Origin of the sequence: Johnsonella ignava ATCC 51276 (assembly GCF_000235445.1) — a bacterium.
In the GTDB taxonomy this organism is placed as follows: Bacteria; Bacillota; Clostridia; order Lachnospirales; family Lachnospiraceae; genus Johnsonella; species Johnsonella ignava.
Genome location: NZ_JH378830.1, coordinates 119,618 through 137,604 on the forward strand (window position 1 = coordinate 119,618; position 17,987 = coordinate 137,604).

A 17,987-nucleotide genomic window follows, 5' to 3' on the forward strand; every position below is an offset into this window, starting at 1 on the left:
ATAAAATAAACAGCAGCCGGTTATATGAATTACAGTTTCTTTAAAATAAAGCCTGAAGGAGGGAATGTATTTGGAAAATAATAAGGATGTGCTTGAAAGTGGTTTTTTAGAACTGCTTGAAAATAAGAATTTAAGAAAACTCAGGGAAAAGCTTATTGAGCTTAATGAAGCTGATATTGCGGAATTTATAGATACACTTGATTCTGAAAAATCTCTTATTGCCTTTAGACTTTTACCTAAAGGGCTTGCTACGGATGTTTTTGCATGCCTTGATAACGATAAGCAGGAGCATATTGTAAAAAGCATGACCGACAGTGAACTGAGCTTTATAATAGAGGATCTGTATGTTGATGATGCCGTTGATATGCTTGAGGAGCTGCCATCGGATCTTGTCAATAAAGTGCTTGCAAATGCAACTCCTAATACAAGGAAGCTTATAAATGAGATGCTTAAGTATCCTGATAATTCTGCCGGAAGTATAATGACAGTGGAATATATAGGGCTTAAAAAATCAATGACAGTGGGAGAGGCATTTGACTATGTAAGAAAAAATTCATTTGATAAGGAAAATGTTTATACAGGCTATGTAATGGATGAAAAACGCATACTTGAAGGTGTAGTTACAGTAAAGGAACTTCTTATGAATCCTACTGATGCGATGCTTGACGATATAATGAGTACAAATATAATAAAAGCTGTAACTACCGATAACAGGGAGACAATAGTTGAACTGTTCAATAAATATGATTTGCTTTCGCTTCCGGTTGTAGATCTTGAAAACAGACTTGTGGGAATAGTTACTGTCGATGATGCTGTAAGCATAATGGAGGAAGAAGTTACAGAAGATTTTGAAAAAATGGCAGCGATGACTCCTTCAGAAAAGCCGTATTTAAAAACAAATGTATTTGTACTTGCTAAAAACCGTATTACATGGCTTCTGGTACTTATGTTCAGTTCTATGATTACAGGAGGTATACTTTCAAGATACGAAGCGCAGATTGCAGTTTTGCCGCTGCTTGTAACATTTATACCTATGCTTACCGATACAGGCGGCAATGCGGGCTCCCAGTCATCTACCATGATTATACGAGGTATGGCTATAGGGGAGATAGATTTGGGCGATGCTCTGAAAATCATATGGAAAGAATTTAGGGTCTCTATTGTAGTTGGCAGCATACTTGCAGTAGTTAATTTTATAAAAGTATTGATGCAGTATCCCGGCAAATATAATGTAGGTATAACTGTGGGCTTAAGTATGTTTTGTACGGTTATGATGGCAAATATAGTAGGGGGTCTACTCCCTATGCTTGCAAAGAAACTTAATATTGACCCTACCATAATGGCATCACCTCTTATAAGCACCCTTGTAGATGCAATGAGTCTTATGATTTTTTTCGGACTTGCTGTAGAGATACTGCATATATAGGGGATTACTTATAAAGTTAGCTTGAAAAGGTATAAAAAATTATTATAACAATAATATATTATATAAGGAGAAAAATATGATAACAATTTACAGTATGAAAACATGCCCTGATTGTATTTACCTGTATGATCAGATAAAAGATAATGATAAATTTAAAGTAATCGATATAGGAGAACATGTAAAAAATTTAAAGGAGTTTTTAAGAATTCGTGATAAAAGCTCTGTTTTTGATGATGCAAAATTAAACGGATATGCAGGACTGCCATGTTTTGTGCTTGAAGACGGCAGTGTAACACTTAAGCCGGAAGATGTCGGTTTAAATTCAAGACCTCAGCAGGATGCTAAATCATGCAGTATTGATAAAAAGGGGTGCTGATATAAAAAATAAATAAGTACGGAGTATAATTTAATAAATAATTCTGACGATTTTTTAAAATAATAGAAAAGGAAAATTTTGCAGAGTACATATGCTATACTAAAACTCTTGCCGATATTTTTAAATTTTTAAGAAAAAAGATACTTGATATAATTTGTATTAAAGTTTAAATTATACATATTTGAATTAATTTTCAGCATAAGATCTTCAGGAGGAAATGTGGATGAAGGATGACAAATATGCCCACTATATTTATACAGGTATAACGGCAGGATGTGTTATCGGAGTTTCGATAATAATATATTTTATATTCAGAGAATTTTCGGTAGTACAGTCGATGGTGGCAAAAATATTTTCAATACTCAGCCCTATACTGTACGGTGCGGTTATGGCATTTTTAATGTCTCCGGTTTATAATAAGCTGAATGAAAAAATGTCCGTGTTTTTTAAAAAAATTTTTAAAAAACAAAAAATGGTATTTACAGTATCTAAAACGATTTCAACTGTTGTATGTGTATTTCTTGTGATTTTAATAGTATTTTCACTTATAATGATGCTTATACCTCAGCTTATAATAAGTGTGAAGGAAATGGCTGCAAGCATGCCTAAAAATCTGGAAAATCTTTATGCGGCGATTGAGAAGGCGGCAAAGGACAATCCGGATCTTGAGAGTTTTATACTTGATAATTATTATGCTATGATAGAGAGATTTAATTCATTTATTGCAAGTTCAGTTCTGCCTAATATAAATAAATATATATGGAATTTTTCATCAGGTATAATAAGTGTAGTAAAGATAATATTTTCATTTATAATAGGGATTATGGTGATGATATACCTGCTTAATATAAAATCTTCACTTGCAGCACAGGGCAAAAAGATGGCATACGCATTTTTATCTCTTAATGCGGCAAACAGGCTTATAAGTGAAGTAAGATATATAAAGGCGGTATTTTCCCAGTTTATAGTAGGGAAGATAATAGATTCCGTTATAATAGGGATTATAAATTATATTGCAATGAGTATATTTAAAATGCCGTATGCTTTGCTTATAAGTGCTATAGTAGGAGTTACAAATGTTATTCCGTTTTTCGGACCGTTTATAGGTGCGATACCGAGTGCATTTATAATATTACTTATATCTCCTATACAAAGCCTTCAATTTTCAGTATGGATACTTATATTGCAGCAAGTTGACGGCAATATTATAGGTCCTAAAATACTGGGGCAGACTACGGGGCTTTCCAGTTTCTGGATATTATTTTCAATAATACTTTTTGGAGGGCTGTTCGGTGTGCTTGGAATGATTATAGGTGTACCTACTCTTGCGGTTGTCTACAGATTTTTAAGCGGTAAGACAAATGAGGCTCTTATAAAAAAAGAACTTCCGCAAGACACTATGGAATATTGGAACCTGGAGTATATTAATGAAAAGAATAAGGAATTTATTAATTCTGACAAATAAATTTATAAAGCTTATTTTATGTCTGAGTATAATTACAGTCGTGTTTGCAGGCTTAACTGCCTGTTCAGACACGGAAAATACTATGTTGAGGGGCAGAGCATACAGGGCGCTCGCCCTTTCATACTCAGAACGTTCAAAAATCGGTGATGAGCTTACATATGCTCAGTGCCGGGATTTTCTGATAGAAACTGATATGATTGACAGACAAAGGGCTAGTGGCTCAAATGCGTTAAAGCTTGATAAGGCATATACTTATGGCGAGATGAGGGAGTTATATAAAAAGCTTCCGGCTGACGAAAACATTGACAAGCTGTTTAAAAATAAAAATGATAAAAAGCGTGTAAATGAAGAAGTGTTTTATGAGTTCTATATATACTGGTGCAAAAATATGGATAAATTTGGATTTGTGCAGGAAATAGAGGATACTATATACGGTATAGAGGATAAAAAAGGTACTGAAAGTCAGCCGCAGGAGAATAATACCTCAGGTACTTCCAAAGACAGTTCAAATGATATACATGTACTATATACTTATAATAATAATGCATTTAATTACGATTCGGATAAAGATCCGCAGCAATATCTTGATAAAAAAATTGACATGATCACCGCTTCAGGTGAAATTTTATATATAAGAAAAATAACGAGTGAAGAGGCGGTATATTCCGGAGTTTACCTGGTTAAAAACAACAGAACTGCAGGCGATAATACGAGCTCCGGCAATAAAAACAAAGCAGACATTGGGAAAAGTCTTGAAGTTATGATACGCTCAGTCAGGCGTACGATTCCTTTCAGTGAAGATAAAGGTATAGAAAGTATACTTGCAGGAAATGTGGTCAATCTTGTAATTGAAAATGGAGAGATTGTATCAGCAAAAAAACTTGAAAATAAGATATCAGGAAAAGTTATTTCAATAGACAATGAAAATATTGAGATAGAAAATTACGGTATTCTTCCTAAGGCATCGGATTTTTCATCCTATATACCCGGAGAAAATCCTTCAAGAGAGGCGGTAAAAAGTATACATGTAGGTTCTGATGTACATGATTTTTTCATATTGGACGGAAAGCTTCAGGCTGCATTAAAAACAGGTGAGTATACACATGATAAAATAAGAGTTCTTATAATGAATGACAATTATAAATTTAAGCATCATTATAATATTAAAATGATAAGCGACAGCGATCTTGAGATTAGGGTTGGCAGCATAGTAAAAAATGTAAAAGCAGGTGAGGAGTTTTCGGTAAATAATACCGATCAGGAATTTGACAATAAGCAAAGGATGTTTGTAACTCCGGTACTACAGGAGGCATCAACAAAGATTACAAGTCTTAAGAGAAGTCTCGGAAATCCTTCATATGGAGGAAGTTTTGAAATTGTAAAACATGACGGGGTTTTGTTTTTAATTAACGAAATTGACATGGAAAGCTATCTAAAAAAAGTAGTACCCAGTGAGATGCCCTCTAAATTTCATATAGAGGCACTTAAGACTCAGGCTGTATGTGCGAGAACCTATGCCTGTAAGCAGATTGATCTTGCAGGTGAGCTGAGAGTTTATGGTGCACATGCAGATGACAGCATAAATTATCAGGTTTATAATAATGTCGAAGGTACAGAGGATACCGATAATGCAGTAGATGAAACCAAAGGAGAATGTGCATTATACAACGGTAAATATGCTGAAACATTTTTCTATGCCACATCTGCCGGAGTAAGTACCGATGCAGGTATATGGGGAGATGATCCGGCAAAATATCCTTACCTTACATCACATGGCATAAGTCCTGCAAGACCTGTACTTAATCTCACTACAAATGAGGAATTTAAAGCGTTTTTAAATAATAAAGAATTTCCGGCATATGAGAAAGATTATCCTTATTACAGGTGGAATACTCAGACTACAAATAAAATACTAAAAAATAAGATAAATGATGTGGGCGATATATTAAATATAAGTATAGTACAAAGAAGCCCGGGAGGAATTGCAAAGAAAATGAGGGTTGACGGTTCATCCGGCAGCCGTATAATCACAGGACAGAACTCAATAAGAGCAGCTCTGGGAGATGAAAGTCTTATAATAGATAAAAATGATAAAACAACTATAAGCGGTTTATCATCACTTCCAAGTTCATTTATATATATTGAGCCTCTTGCACCGGACAGTGAAAATGTAATAAAATTTAATATTTATGGCGGAGGAAACGGTCATGGCGTCGGTATGAGCCAGAATGCGGCAGGTGAGATGGCACAGTCGGGCATGGATTACAGACAGATAATTGATTTCTTTTTTAAGGGAGTTGAGGTTAGGTAAGCTTTGCCTGCTCTGTAATATTGCATTGGTTTAAAATATATAGTATAATACCACTGCGGTTCGGGCAGTAAGTCCGTATTGCAGATACATAAAGAATTTGTAAAATAGCGGAACAAATAACAGACGGTATATATCGTCTGTTATTTATGTGAATATATTTTAATATGATAATAGAATTTATTAATACTGAAATTTAATTTTAAAGTACATAATTAAATATAAATATATTTAATTATAAGGTACTATTGCTGAAAGGTGGTTTTTGATATGACATTACTTGAAACATGGAGAAAAAAAGCTTACGGAGACGGAACAGACAATAAACAAAAAGAAGAACTGTGGGAAAAATATTTTTTAATAGAAAAGGGTATTTATGAAAAGATACTTGCAGATTATAAGACTGTTATAAACTGCAGCGTAGCTGAACTGGCTAAAAAATTTGATACTGATATAGAAACAATTACCGGATTTCTTGACGGGATCAATGAGTCAATTTCAGAACCGAATCCTACTGAAACTATGGATGAAGATACTCTTGTAAAAATAGAGATAATACCGGAAAAGCTTTACTACAATATGGTTGAAGCCAAGGCTGAATGGCTTTATAATCTGCCTCAGTGGGATAAAATACTTACTGAGGAAAAGCGCAAAGAGCTTTATAGGGAACAGAAAAAAAGCGGTACTGTGGTAAAAGAAAAAAAAGTGGGCAGAAATGATTTATGCCCTTGCGGAAGCGGCAAAAAATATAAATATTGCTGCGGCAAATAATGGATATATACAGGGATTTTGCAAGGGTTTATGATATATTTATGGAAGATGTGCCGTATAGTATGTGGTGCAGACAGATTACAGATATACTTAAGGCAGATAAAATCAATTCAGGTATAGTGGCAGACCTGGGGTGCGGTACAGGAGAACTTACAAGGAGGCTTTCAAGCTCAGGCTATGATATGATAGGAATTGACAGTTCGTATGAAATGCTTGATGTAGCTTTAAATAAAGATCCTGGCAAAGATATACTTTACCTTTGCCAGGATATAAGAGAATTTGAACTTTACGGAACTTGTGCCGCCATAGTAAGCAGGTGTGATACCTTAAATTATATAATTGATTTTGATGATCTTGTTAAGGTATTTAAACTTGTAAATAATTATCTGGATCCGAATGCTCCGTTTATATTTGATTGTAATTCCATATATAAATATGAGCATATACTTTCAGATAATACTTTTGCTCAAAGCCGTGATGAGGGGAGCTTTATATGGGAAAATTATTATGATAAAAAAAGGCATATAAATAATTCCTCTCTGACGTTTTTTATAAAAGAAGATATAAATTCTAAAATATTATATACAAAATCTGAAGAAGTGCATATACAAAGGGCATATTCGCTTGATGAATTAAAGAATGCGGCAAATGAAGCTGGTCTTTTATGGAGAGATGCCTATGATGCCGATGATTTTGGAACTATAAAAGAGGATACACAAAGGTATCTTATATGTCTTTATGAAAATGGAAAAAAGTCATGACGACATGGTTAATGATAATATGATTAATAATGACAATATAAATGATTATATAATTAAAGCCACCGCCGCAGGCGGTAAAATAAGAGCATTCGCATGTACATCAAAAAACACATGTGAAAAAGCAAGGAGCATACATAATACCAGTCCTGTTGCAACTGCAGCCTTTGGTCGTCTTTTAAGTGCAGGACTTATGATGGGAAGCATGATGAAATCAGGCAGGGATTTGCTTACATTAAGGATAAACGGAGACGGCCCGTTAGGCGGCATACTTGTAAGTGCGGATTCTCTGGGCCATGTGAAAGGCTATCTATTTAATCCGGTAGTTATAATTCCTGCAAACAGTAAGGGAAAACTTGATGTCGCAAAGGCGGTAGGCAATGGGATATTAAGTGTAATATCGGATATTGGTATGAAAGAACCTTATGTAGGTCAGACTCAGCTTGTATCAGGAGAGATAGCGGAGGATCTTGCTTATTATTATGCAGCAAGCGAACAAATTCCGTCATCGGTTGCACTTGGGGTTTTAATGGACAGGGATAATACGGTAAAAGCTGCAGGAGGGTTTATAATACAGCTTATGCCTATTGAAAAAGAGGATGAAGCCTCGGATATTATATATATACTTGAAAAAAGGATTGCACGGCTTGAACCTGTAACTACGCTTTTGAGCAGTGAAAAAACGCCTGAGGATATATTGGAAATGCTTTTATATGATATGGAGCTTGAAATAAATGAAAAAATTGATGCAGGCTTTAGCTGTAACTGCAGCAGGCAGAGAACTAAAAAGGCACTTATAAGCATAGGCAGAAAAGATCTTCAGGACCTTGCACAAGAAGGTGATACTGAACTTTCATGCCATTTCTGTAATAAGAAATATGTCTTTAAAAGCAGTGAGCTTAAAGAAATTCTAAGCGGAGGTATATAACTATGAAGTTAGAACAGGTAATAAAACACTTTGTTACAATAACTAAACATAAGCTTACCGTTATGGATTTATGCTTTAAGGTAGGCATGGTAGAGCAGGCATTTCTGCATGATTTAAGTAAGTATTCACCTGAGGAATTTATTCCTGGGGTAAAGTATTATCAGGGAAATAAAAGTCCAAATGCCGCTGAAAAGCTTGAAAATGGTTTTTCAAAGGCGTGGCTTCACCATAAAGGACGCAATAAACACCATTTTGAATATTGGATTGATTATTCTATTAATTATGATGAAGGGCTTATCGGCATGAAAATGCCTCTTAAATATGTACTTGAGATGGTTTGCGACAGAATTGCAGCTTCAATGGTTTACAGCGGCAAAGACTATAATAGTGCCATACCTTGGGAATATTACAGTAAAAGGGAAGGGCAGGTAATACATTTGCATCCGGAAACAAAACTTTTACTTGAGAAACTCCTTATAATAAATAGAGATAAAGGTCTTAAAAAGACTCTTGCATATATGAGGTGGCTCTACAAGCATCCTTATTTATATGACGACAGGGTCTATAAAGGCTGATATAGAATGCAGAGAACCACCTCAATTTTTTCTGTTCAGTACACAAGACCGAACATTGAAAGTATACCTTTTATAAATGACTTTACAAGGCTGTTGTTATTAAAATCAAAATCATGAAGTTCAAAATAACCTACAGAGTCATTATATTTTTTATAAAATGTTTTAAGACCGCAGCCCATACATGCCGGTATAAAGGTGGAATTTTTTTTTGTATAGGCTGTGGATTTTGATGCATTTTCTCTTGCTGATTTATCTACAAAGCGGCCTATACTTTTATGTACTGCCATATCTTCAAGCGGAAGAAAATAATAGTCTTTATAATTTTCAAAAAAGAATTTTGCTTCACCATGGTATGGACAGCATCTTATTATAATAATATTATCCTTTCCGTTTACTGAATATAAATCATTTTTAAGGCTGAAAGGCTTCGGGATACGATATTCTGATTTAAATGCCACTTCGAAGCAATCTTTATTTATAATTTTTGAAGAGAATTTAAAATCTCCCTCAGTAAAATCACTGTAGCTTAATATAGGAAGCAGCTGTACGAGTCCGGTTATATCTTCTTCATTATGAAGTACAAGCGGTTCAAAAAAGTTATATTCATAATTTTTAAGATAGAGATTATAAATATCTATAAGTTCTTTTCCGTTAAAATCATCTCTGCGTTCTACTCCTAAGAATTGTTCAAGTGATTTTTGATTAAATCTGAATGAATTTATAACGGCACGCTTGCGTCTTGCGGTTTTATATATATCAACTGATTTTATCTTTTCAAAAGGATGTTTTATATTATAATGCCTGCATACCTTTTTAATATAGGGTATATCAAAACTGTCTCCGTTAAAGTTTACCAGAACTTCACATTCATCAAGCATGGCAAAAAAGGAATTTACTAAATCAAGCTCGTCAGATATACTTTCCGAAAAAAATTGTGTAAGTTTAAAGTATACAGTATCAGGAAGAGTATTACTTTTAGCGTTTATTTGAGGCACAAGTACACCTATAATATAAAGTTCGGAATTTTCAGGGGAAAGTCCGGTAGTTTCAATATCAAAAAATATTGTTTTTTCAGGTGCTCCGATATTTTTTAAATCATAATCAACTTTTAATCTAATATCTTTGGTAATAGTTTTCATAATTTATCCCCATTAATATTTTTAATATATTTTATTTTATTTATTTGTATGCTAAAATATATCTGTTTTTATTATGCCGTATAATAAAATGATGGTGCTACCCTTACTATTATTATACAAATAATTTAAGTTTATTTCAAGAATGGAAAGGACAACTTTTGAAAGATGATTTCATATATAAAAGGTAAGCTTATTGAAATACATAGTGAAAGTATTGTAGTTGAAACAGGTGGCATAGGTATTGAAATTTATGTTCCTGCGGCACTTAGTCTTCCTGATACAGGTGATGAAATTATTATATATACATATTTTAAAGTTTCAGAGGATGCTATGAGTCTTTATGGATTTTTAAGCAGACAGGATCTTGATATGTTTAAACAGGTGATTTCAGTAAGCGGTATAGGTCCTAAAGGAGGGCTTGCAATACTTTCAACCCTTTCACCTGATGAGCTGAGAACTGCTATATTGACTGAAGATGTAAAAACGGTGTCGAAGGCTCAGGGCATAGGGGCAAAGACTGCAAAACGGCTTATACTTGATTTAAAAGATAAGATAGATATGCATAAGCTTTTAAAAGAAAATAATGTGTCCGAACCTTCAAAGTCTGAGGACGGCAGTAAAGAGTTTGAAGTTATAGAGGCTTTATACAGTCTTGGATACAGCACTTCTGATGCAGCCAGAGCAGTAAGGGAAATAGATATTTCTAAAGATATGAAAGTTGAGGATATTTTAAAACTTGCACTTAAAAAGCTTGCTGTATTTTAGATATTTAATTGTATAAAAATTAAAATAAATATATAGCCATATAAAAAAGAAAGAAGTAAATATATGGAAAGAAATATTATAAATACCGATATAATAACTGAAGAAAAACAGCTTGAAAAAAATCTCAGACCTAAATATTTAAATGAATATATAGGGCAGGAAAAGATTAAATCAAATCTTAAAATATATATTGATGCTGCAAGATTAAGAAAAGAAAGTCTTGATCATATTCTGTTTTACGGACCTCCCGGACTTGGGAAAACAACCTTAAGCTCAATAATTGCAGCTGAGATGGGGGTTAATTTAAAAATTACTTCAGGACCTGCAATTGAAAAGCCCGGCGAGATAGCAGCCATATTAAATAATTTATCTGAAAATGATGTATTATTTATTGATGAAATACACAGACTGAATCGACAGGTTGAGGAGATATTATATCCTGCTATGGAGGATTTTGCAATTGATATAATACTTGGTAAAGAGTCGGCTGCGAGGAGTATAAGGCTTGATTTACCTAAATTTACATTAATAGGTGCCACTACAAGAGCAGGTCTTTTAAGTGCACCTTTAAGGGATAGGTTCGGAATAGTGCATAAGCTTGAATTCTATAATGAGGGTGAATTAAAAAATATAATTACAAGATCTGCTATGGTGCTCGGAATTGAAATAGATGAAAAAGGTGCATGTGAAATTGCAAAAAGAAGCCGTGGCACACCAAGACTGGCAAACAGACTTTTAAAAAGAGTAAGAGATTTTGCACAGGTAAAATATGACGGTACGGTTACAAAGGAAGCTGCTGATTATGCACTTGATATACTTGATGTCGATAAATTAGGTCTTGATCAAAATGATAGAGAAATTTTATCCGTAATTATAGAAAAATTTGCAGGAGGTCCGGTGGGAATTGATACTATAGCTGCCTCATTAAATGAAGATGCCGGAACACTTGAGGAAGTATATGAACCGTATCTTATGATGCAGGGACTTATAAATCGTACTCCAAGAGGAAGGATTGCAACGGATAATGCTTATAAACATCTTGGTATAATAAAAGAAAAATAACTTTATTATAAATATATATAAATCTGATGTTTATTTATATATTATTAGTATCGTTTATAAAAAGAAAATAAAACAAAAAACAATATTTTATTGACAAAAATATTTATTAGCTTTATAATTCAACAACAAGTACTAAATTTATATTTGATTATTATTAAAATAAAAAATGAGGTGATTAAAATGGCAGATGAAAAATCTTTATTAGATACTCAGTTAAATACAGGAGAATACGAAGCTCCTGCTCCTAAAAAAAGAGGAAGAAAACCGGGAAGTAAAAATAAACCGAAAGCTGAAAAAGAAGCTAAAGCAAATTCTGTTGCTGAAAAATCCAAAAGAGGAAGAAAACCTAAAAATATATCAGAAACCCAAACAGCTGAAAAACCGAAGGCAAAAAGAGGGAGAAAGCCCAAGTCTGAAGCTGCACAGACCACATCTGCCGAACCTAAAAAAAGACCGGGAAGACCGACATCAAAGACTGCTGAGAAAAAAACTACAAATAAAGAGCCTAAGAAAAATATATTTATTGAGTATGAAGGCAGATCAATTCTGGCAAAAGATGTACTTGCAAGATCAATTAAGGCATATAAAAAATTTCACAGAGGGGTTGAAATTAAAAGGGTCGAATTATATATAAAACCTGAGGAAAATGCTGCATATTATGTAATTAACGGGGATATGTCTCCTTCATATAAGGTTGAACTTTAATTATATCGGTGCTGTAAAACTGTCAGAGCCGGCTGCACTGTGCCGTATCTGTAAAAGACTGGTTTTGCAGCACTTATTTTTTGTGAGATTATATAAAGATATATAACGATAATAATTATATAAGATATTTAAAATATCAGTTTTATTAATATTTTAAATATCCTATATTTTTTAAAAACAAGAATATATTTATATGAATTAAAGCCTTAAATCAAATCGCTTTAATAAGTGTACAAAATAAAATTCATTATACAAATATATTTAAAGGAGGTTTTTAGCAGATGTTTTTTGAAAATAAAATATGGGCAGCCGCTGTGCCGTATAAAGAAAATGAAAATAATACAGGAAATGTCGGGGAGAAATTATGCATACTTCCTGCTATGGCAAACAGGCACGGACTGATAGCAGGTTCTACCGGAAGTGGAAAAACGATAAGTCTTAAGGTTCTTGCCGAATCTTTTTCGGATGCAGGAGTAAGTGTGATGCTTGCTGATGTAAAAGGAGATCTTGCAGGAATGTGTGAAAAGGGTGAAGATTCTTCTGATATAAATGCAAGAGTGCATAAACTTAAACTTGATGAGGCGGGATTTTCTTATAAAGCTTTTCCTGTAAGGTTTTGGGATGTTTATGCACAGTCGGGGCTTGCACTTAGAACAACTGTAACTGAGTTTGGACCGCTGCTTCTTTCACGCCTTCTTGAGCTTAATCAAATACAGAGCGATATCTTAAATATTGTTTTTCAAATCGCTGATGATGAAGGTCTTTTATTGATTGATATAAAAGACTTAAAGGCAATGCTTAATTATGTTTCACAAAATTCAAAGAGATATGTGCAGGATTATGGAAATATATCCTCACAGAGTATAAATGCAATAATACGTTCGCTTGCGGTGCTTGAACAACGTGGAGGTGATATGTTTTTTGCAGAGCCTGCACTTGATATAGAAGATTGGTTTAAAACTGATGAAAATTCAAGAGGGTTTATAAATATACTTGATTCTTCAAGTCTTATAAATGATTCACTTACATACTCAACCTTTATGCTCTGGCTTCTTTCTGAATTTTTTGAAAAGCTGCCTGAGGCAGGTGATCTCAAAAAGCCTAAGATGGTACTTTTCTTTGATGAGGCACACCTGCTTTTTAAAGATATTCCTAAAGCACTTATGCAGAAAATAGAACAGGTAATGAAGCTTATACGTTCAAAGGGAATAGGAGTTTATTTTATAAGCCAAAGCCCTAAGGATATACCTGATGAGATACTTGCACAGCTTGGGAATAAGATACAGCACTCGCTAAGAGCATATACTCCGGCTGAACAAAAGGTATTAAAGGCTGCAGCCGCATCATATCGTGCAAATCCCGGTTTTGATACGTTTAAATCCATATCGGAGCTTGCAGTAGGTGAGGCACTTGTTTCATTTATAGAAGCTGACGGTTCTCCTTCTGTAGTCTCAAGGGCTTATATACTGCCTCCTCAGTCAAAAATCGGAACAGTTGATTCACAATTAAGAAAATCAATTATAGATTCCGATATTTTAAATAAAAAATATTTTCAAACATTTGACAGGGATTCCGCATATGAGTTTTTATGCAGATTAAATGCTGATGAGCAGCAGGAACAGCTATTATACGCTGCAAAAAAAGAAGCGGATAAATTAAATGAAAAAGAAGAGGCTGCTGAAAAAAAGAGAAAAGAACAGGAAGAAAAGAAATTGAAGAGAAATATCGCCGGAGTAGGTACTTCGGCACTTGGAACTATAGGCAGAGAGATAGGAAAAGATCTGGGCAGTTCAGTAGGAGGAAAATTCGGGAAAAGGCTTGGGGGTAATGTAGGAGCTTCATTTGCAAGAGGACTGTTTAAAACCTTATTTAAAATTTAAATATTAATATTATAAATAACCTTAAATAAATTTATGAAAAAATCAATAAAAAAAATAGAGTTTAAGCCCAGGCATTTTTCTCAGCTCCAATTTATAGCACTTGGTTTTATTATAATGATTTTTACAGGTGCTATCCTTTTAAATCTGCCCTATGCTTCAAAGGATTCAAACAGTATAGGTTTTATAGATGCGCTTTTTACATCTACAAGTGCCAGTTGTGTTACAGGGCTTGTGCCGGCTGATACAGCAAGCCACTGGACATTTTTCGGTCATCTTGTAATTATAACGCTTATACAAATAGGAGGATTGGGGTTTATCTCAATAGGAGTTTTTTTTGCAGTAGTTTTAAGGCAAAAAATAGGACTAAGGGCAAGAGGACTTTTAAAGGAAAGTATTAATTCACTTGAGATAGGCGGAGTAGTGAAGCTTACAAAAAGAATACTCTACGGGACCGCATTAATTGAACTTATAGGAGCAGTTTTTCTGTCATTTAGATTTATACCTGAATTTGGACTGATAAATGGTATATGGTATTCACTGTTTCATTCAATATCCGCTTTTTGCAATGCAGGGTTTGACCTGATGGGAGATAAATACGGAGAGTACTGTTCACTTACGCCCTACTGTTCAGATATACTTGTGAATCTTGTAATTATGTTTTTAATAATTATAGGAGGAATAGGTTTTGTTGTATGGGATGATGTATTGAAGCATAGATTTAGGTTTTCAAAATATAGACTGCACAGCAAGATATCCATAGTTATGACCATTATATTGATAATAGGTGCAGGCATTTTGTTTTTAATTACCGAAAAGTATACGGTGTTTGCAGGTATGGATATAAAAACAAGGCTGCTTGCAGCGACCTTTTCATCGGTTACTCCAAGAACGGCAGGTTTTAATTCAGTTGATACGGCATCATTAAGCAACTCGGGAAAGCTTATAACTATGGTGCTTATGTTTATTGGGGGAAGTCCCGGTTCAACTGCTGGAGGTATAAAGACAACAACCTTGTTTGTGCTTGGAGCATATGTTTGTGCATATATAAGACAGACTCATGGTGTAGATGTATTTAAAAGAAGACTTGCTGAGGATAGTATAAAAAAAGCCGCAACTATTTTAAGCATTAATTTATTTTTAGTGCTTACGGCGGCAGTTGTTATAAGTACAATTGAAAAACTTGATATTACAGATATTATGTTTGAAATATGTTCCGCCATGGGAACTTCAGGCATGAGTACAGGGATTACAAGACAGATAGGTTCTGTTTCAAAGATAGTGCTTATTGTACTTATGTATTTGGGAAGAGTAGGCAGTTTATCATTCGCTCTTGCATTTACACGAAATGAGAAAATGCCTAATATAATGCAGCCTAAAGAGGATATTAATATAGGCTGATTTAGTAGTGATATTATATACTGAAATTTATAAATATATTAAACATTACAACAATATTTAAGTTTATTAAAACAGATAAAAAATTATGAAATCAATACTTATTATAGGAATGGGGAGATTCGGACAGCATCTGTGCCGCAATCTTGCAGAACTTGGAAATCAGATAATGATTGTAGATGAAGATGAAAATGCTCTTGATGATATGCTTCCCTATGTGGTAAGTGCCAAAATTGGGGACTGTACTAAAGAAAGCATATTAAAAACCCTTGGAGTATCAAATTTTGATATAGTGTTTGTATGTATAGGAAATAATTTTCAAGGCTCACTTGAGGCTACATCACTTGTAAAGGAGCTTGGAGCAAAATATGTGGTAAGCAAGGCTGACAGAGATATACATGCTAAATTTCTGCTTAAAAACGGTGCTGACGAAGTTATATATCCTGATCGTGATATAGCTGTAAAAACTGCGGTAAGACACAGTTCAAAACATATTTTTGACTATATAGAGCTTACAAGTGATTATTCAATTTATGAAATATCGCCGCCTGCAAAATGGATCGGTAAAAGCCTCAGGCAGCTTGATCTTAGAAATAATCACAATATACATATAATAGGCTATAAATCAGGTGAAATGACAAAGCTTACACCAAATGCGGAATATGTTATAAATTCCAATGAGCATCTGCTTATTGTGGCTGAGGATGAAAAAATAAAAGATGTACTTACGGAGGTTGACAGTTGGTAAAGGCGTGTATATTTGATCTTGACGGAACCCTTTTAAATACAATTTATGCACTTTCATACTGCATAAGTCTTACTATGAGGGAATTTGGAGGAAAGGATATAGATGAGGCGCATACAAAGCTTTTTGTAGGGGACGGTTATAAAGAGCTTGTAAAAAGAGCTTTAATATATTCAGGAGATACAAGGCTTGTACATATGGAAGCTGCATGTATGCGTTATCTTGATATTTTTAATAAAAACAGTCTGTATAATGTACAGCCTTATGACGGTATAATAGATGCAATAAAATTTTTAAATAAAAAAAGTATAAAAACTGCTGTTTTGTCAAATAAGCCGGAGGAAATCGCAAGGTTAAATATAAATAAATTTTTTGGAGAATCATTGTTTGAGAAGGTTTACGGTCAAAAGGAAGGGGTTCCCAGAAAGCCGGATCCTAAAATGCTTGATGATTTAATTATAGAGCTTGGTATTAAAAAAGATGACATATTGTATTTCGGAGATACATCAACGGATATGCTGACCGCATCAAATTCAGGTGTAAAAGCGGTAGGTGTACTTTGGGGATTTAGGGACAGGAAAGAGCTTGAGGCATATAAGCCTTATAAAATCATAGAAAATCCTGTCGAAATCATGAAGCTGGTTTAAAGTCTGTGTATCATTATTTTTGGTATCGAATATTACATTTATATTACGAAAAAACTAAAAAGTATTGACTTTTTTAGGAATTCAACTTTATAATACGGTAAATATAAAAAGGAAAGCATTTAAGGAGTTTTTTATTATGCCTAAATTTACCGGAATCATAAAGAAAGTATGCAATAAACTAAGATCATTTAGCTTTATTCCTGTAAAGATTACAAAAGAAATGTATCGTAATTTTGCAGTGATAATATGTGGTGCAGTGGTTGTGGCAGCTATAAGCTTTGCATGTAAAGGTTTTGCAGGCTCAGGGAAAAATGCGGCAACGGCACATATAACGAGGGCGAAGGATTCGGGTGATGCTTTAGACGGACAGGATAGCGATGATGAAGAAACGCTTCTTGATACAATAGCTCAGGCAGATAAAGAATTTGCGGAAAATTCGCACACCCGGGAAATACCGGGGGAGTCCGACGGCGTAATTAAAGACAGGATTAACTATGATATACTCGCCATGCAGAAAGAGTATATAAATGAAATATATAAAAATAAAGATAATGAGAATTCCGAAAATATCTTTTTAGAAAAAGCATGGGATGAGGAGAAGGTCAGGTACTATGAGGGGCTTAGGAAAAATCTGGGAATTCCTTCATTTAGTCAGACGGATTATGATAATTTGTGCCGTATAGTTGAAAGTGAGGCAAATATATGTAATATAAAAGGTCGTATATTGGTTGCAGATGTAATTATAAACCGTGTTAAAAGCAAAGCTTTTCCCGATACGGTAAGCAGTGTGATATTAAGCAGCGGACAGTTTACCACAGTATCTGAAGGTACTTTTTATACACTTCCTATAAGTACTTCTACAAAAAAGGCTGTTGACAGAGCCTTAAATGGTGAGGATTATTCAAAAGGAGCCTTATACTTTATAAGCCACAGTGGAAAGAATACATATGGTAAGATATGGATACGGAATAATTTTAAATATCTTTTTTCGTATGAAGGGCATGATTTTTATAAATAACAAAAATCAGATTGACGGTATAAG

Annotated in this window: 17 protein-coding genes; 16 read left to right on the forward strand and 1 reads right to left on the reverse strand. The window is 34.0% G+C overall.

Annotation, left to right across the window (positions count from 1 at the left end; all coding sequences use genetic code 11):
• The first annotated feature begins 70 nt into the window (after window positions 1–70).
• The 8 genes from mgtE (at window position 71) to HMPREF9333_RS03070 (ending at window position 8,607) form a co-directional block, all read left to right on the forward strand.
• Entirely contained in the window at window positions 71–1,426 is a 1,356-nt protein-coding gene (gene mgtE, locus HMPREF9333_RS03035; protein WP_005539714.1) for a magnesium transporter, read from the forward strand.
• 76 nt (window positions 1,427–1,502) lie between these two features.
• Window positions 1,503–1,802, forward strand: coding sequence for a hypothetical protein (locus HMPREF9333_RS03040; RefSeq protein WP_005539715.1), 300 nt, complete (start codon window positions 1,503–1,505; stop codon window positions 1,800–1,802).
• 223 nt (window positions 1,803–2,025) lie between these two features.
• Window positions 2,026–3,267, forward strand: a complete 1,242-nt coding sequence (locus HMPREF9333_RS03045) for an AI-2E family transporter (RefSeq protein WP_005539716.1) — start codon at window positions 2,026–2,028, stop codon at window positions 3,265–3,267.
• Window positions 3,230–5,578, forward strand: a complete 2,349-nt coding sequence (locus tag HMPREF9333_RS03050; protein ID WP_005539717.1) for a SpoIID/LytB domain-containing protein — start codon at window positions 3,230–3,232, stop codon at window positions 5,576–5,578. The genes HMPREF9333_RS03045 and HMPREF9333_RS03050 overlap by 38 nt, the downstream gene beginning before the upstream one ends.
• Before the next feature lie 267 nt (window positions 5,579–5,845).
• Window positions 5,846–6,346, forward strand: coding sequence for an SEC-C metal-binding domain-containing protein (locus HMPREF9333_RS03055; RefSeq protein ID WP_005539718.1), 501 nt, complete (start codon window positions 5,846–5,848; stop codon window positions 6,344–6,346).
• Window positions 6,346–7,107: a class I SAM-dependent DNA methyltransferase gene (locus tag HMPREF9333_RS03060; RefSeq protein ID WP_005539719.1), complete on the forward strand. Its 762-nt coding sequence runs from the start codon at window positions 6,346–6,348 to the stop codon at window positions 7,105–7,107. The genes HMPREF9333_RS03055 and HMPREF9333_RS03060 overlap by 1 nt, the downstream gene beginning before the upstream one ends.
• 37 nt (window positions 7,108–7,144) lie before the next feature.
• Window positions 7,145–8,032 (forward strand): Hsp33 family molecular chaperone HslO, encoded by an 888-nt coding sequence (gene hslO / locus HMPREF9333_RS03065; protein ID WP_334290604.1) that lies wholly within the window; start codon window positions 7,145–7,147, stop codon window positions 8,030–8,032.
• Between the two features lie 2 nt (window positions 8,033–8,034).
• Window positions 8,035–8,607: a DUF5662 family protein gene (locus HMPREF9333_RS03070; protein WP_005539721.1), complete on the forward strand. Its 573-nt coding sequence runs from the start codon at window positions 8,035–8,037 to the stop codon at window positions 8,605–8,607.
• A 35-nt stretch (window positions 8,608–8,642) separates the two neighbouring features.
• On the opposite strand, the gene HMPREF9333_RS03075 is transcribed toward HMPREF9333_RS03070, so the two are convergent.
• Entirely contained in the window at window positions 8,643–9,746 is a 1,104-nt protein-coding gene (locus HMPREF9333_RS03075) for a ribonuclease H-like domain-containing protein (RefSeq protein WP_005539722.1), read from the reverse strand.
• Window positions 9,747–9,911: 165 nt separating this feature from the next.
• Between HMPREF9333_RS03075 and ruvA the strand changes: the two genes are divergently transcribed.
• The 8 genes from ruvA to HMPREF9333_RS12140 all read left to right on the forward strand — a co-directional run bounded on the left by ruvA (window position 9,912) and on the right by HMPREF9333_RS12140 (window position 17,963).
• The gene (ruvA, locus tag HMPREF9333_RS03080; protein WP_005539723.1) at window positions 9,912–10,511 is read left to right on the forward strand and encodes a Holliday junction branch migration protein RuvA; all 600 of its coding nucleotides are present in this window, start codon (window positions 9,912–9,914) and stop codon (window positions 10,509–10,511) included.
• Between the two features lie 63 nt (window positions 10,512–10,574).
• Window positions 10,575–11,573 carry a Holliday junction branch migration DNA helicase RuvB gene (gene ruvB, locus HMPREF9333_RS03085; protein WP_005539724.1) on the forward strand — a complete coding sequence of 333 codons (999 nt, stop codon included), beginning with the start codon at window positions 10,575–10,577 and terminating at the stop codon, window positions 11,571–11,573.
• Window positions 11,574–11,753: 180 nt separating this feature from the next.
• Entirely contained in the window at window positions 11,754–12,278 is a 525-nt protein-coding gene (locus HMPREF9333_RS03090; protein WP_005539725.1) for a DUF6465 family protein, read from the forward strand.
• A 281-nt stretch (window positions 12,279–12,559) separates the two neighbouring features.
• Window positions 12,560–14,158 carry a helicase HerA-like domain-containing protein gene (locus HMPREF9333_RS03095; protein ID WP_005539726.1) on the forward strand — a complete coding sequence of 533 codons (1,599 nt, stop codon included), beginning with the start codon at window positions 12,560–12,562 and terminating at the stop codon, window positions 14,156–14,158.
• 33 nt (window positions 14,159–14,191) lie between these two features.
• Window positions 14,192–15,556, forward strand: a complete 1,365-nt coding sequence (locus HMPREF9333_RS03100; protein ID WP_005539727.1) for a TrkH family potassium uptake protein — start codon at window positions 14,192–14,194, stop codon at window positions 15,554–15,556.
• An 85-nt stretch (window positions 15,557–15,641) separates the two neighbouring features.
• On the forward strand, window positions 15,642–16,301 hold the full coding sequence (locus HMPREF9333_RS03105) for a potassium channel family protein (protein ID WP_005539728.1): 660 nt from the start codon (window positions 15,642–15,644) through the stop codon (window positions 16,299–16,301).
• The gene (locus HMPREF9333_RS03110; protein WP_005539729.1) at window positions 16,295–16,945 is read left to right on the forward strand and encodes an HAD family hydrolase; all 651 of its coding nucleotides are present in this window, start codon (window positions 16,295–16,297) and stop codon (window positions 16,943–16,945) included. The genes HMPREF9333_RS03105 and HMPREF9333_RS03110 overlap by 7 nt, the downstream gene beginning before the upstream one ends.
• A 136-nt stretch (window positions 16,946–17,081) precedes the next feature.
• Window positions 17,082–17,963, forward strand: a complete 882-nt coding sequence (locus HMPREF9333_RS12140) for a cell wall hydrolase (protein WP_005539730.1) — start codon at window positions 17,082–17,084, stop codon at window positions 17,961–17,963.
• The last annotated feature ends 24 nt before the right edge of the window (window positions 17,964–17,987 follow it).